The sequence below is a fragment of the Zestomonas carbonaria genome, from assembly GCF_904061905.1.
GTDB lineage: Bacteria > Pseudomonadota > Gammaproteobacteria > Pseudomonadales > Pseudomonadaceae > Aquipseudomonas > Aquipseudomonas carbonaria.
On record NZ_CAJFCI010000002.1, the window covers coordinates 1 to 1,305 of the forward strand.

The window sequence follows — 1,305 nt, forward strand, 5'->3', positions numbered from 1 at the left end:
GGTTCTTCGCGGACTCAGGGGAAAGAGCGAGTTGACAGTCAGGGAAATGGGTAAATTGGCAGTCGCCAAACGAACCAACCCCCACCCCCTGCTGCCGCTGTGCATCCTATTGATCTTGCTGCTTTCTGGCCAGGCTACGAAGTTGCTGCTTGTCGCCACTCGACCGATCACACCCTACTGATCGAGCTCGAGCCTCAAGCTGACAACGTCCCTAAATGCGGACGCTGTGGCCAAGCTTGCCCATTGATCCATGAGCGCCGGATTCGCCGAGTGCGTGATCGCGATTTGCTCGACCAGCGTGTCCTGCTCCAACTGCCGGTACGTCGCGTCGATTGTCTGCGCTGTGGGCGGATAACCGAGCGGATTGACTGGCTTGAGCCGGTGTCGCGCCTGACTCAGCGCTTGCGTGTCTGGCTCGAAGGCTTGCTGCAACTGCTGCCCATCAGCCACGTCAGTCGCCTCACCGGCCTGCATTGGCACACCCTCAAGACACTCGACAAGCGCCGCCTGGAAGCGTCGGTTGGCGCTTTCGAGCCCGGCGAAGTGCGCCGCCTGGTGATGGATGAGTTCGCCCTGCATAAGGGCCATCGCTATGCCACGGTGATCATGGATGCCGAACGCACGCGCGTGCTGTGGGTCGGGCATGGCAACAGCCGTGAAGCGATTCGCCCGTTCTTCGAATTGCTGGGCGAGCACTGTCAGCAGATCGAGGCCGTGGCAATGGACATGAACACGGCCTTTGATTTGGAGGTGAAGCAGCATTGCCCGCAGGCTGAAGTGGTGTACGACCTGTTCCATGTGGTGGCGCGCTATGGCCGTGATGTGATCGACCGGATCCGGGTCGACCAGGCCAACCTCCTGCGCCAGGACAAACCCGCGCGCAAGGTCGTCAAGCAAAGCCGCTGGCTGCTGCTACGCAATCGCGAAAACCTCAAGGACGGGCAAGCCGTGCAGTTGCAGGAGCTGCTCGCTGCCAACCAGCCGCTGGCCACCGTCTATGTGCTCAAGGATGCCTTGAAGGAGGTCTGGTACTCCCCCAGTGTGCGAGAGGGCTGGAGACGCTGGCGAACTTGGCTCCGGCATGCACGGGACAGCGGTCTCGCGCCACTGCAGCGCTTCGCCCGCAACCTGCGCAAATACGCCCGAGGCATCCTCGCCAGTGCGCGTTTCCACATGCACACCAGTGTCCTGGAAGGCATGAACAACCGGATCAAGGTGATCAAACGCATGGCCTATGGCTTCCGGGACTCGGACTACTTCTTCCTGAAAATCAAGGCCGCCTTCCCCGGGAAAGCGCGATGAACC

The 1,305-nt window shown here is 61.1% G+C and carries 1 protein-coding gene and 1 pseudogene; both read left to right on the top strand.

Annotation, left to right across the window (positions count from 1 at the left end; translation table 11 throughout):
• Positions 1-181: pseudogene (locus tag PSEWESI4_RS25030) on the top strand (alpha/beta hydrolase fold domain-containing protein); the annotation flags it as partial.
• Positions 100-1,302, top strand: a complete 1,203-nt coding sequence (locus PSEWESI4_RS00010) for an ISL3 family transposase (RefSeq protein WP_187669144.1) — start codon at positions 100-102, stop codon at positions 1,300-1,302. The pseudogene PSEWESI4_RS25030 and the gene PSEWESI4_RS00010, both read left to right, overlap by 82 nt.
• Positions 1,303-1,305: the final 3 nt, after the last annotated feature.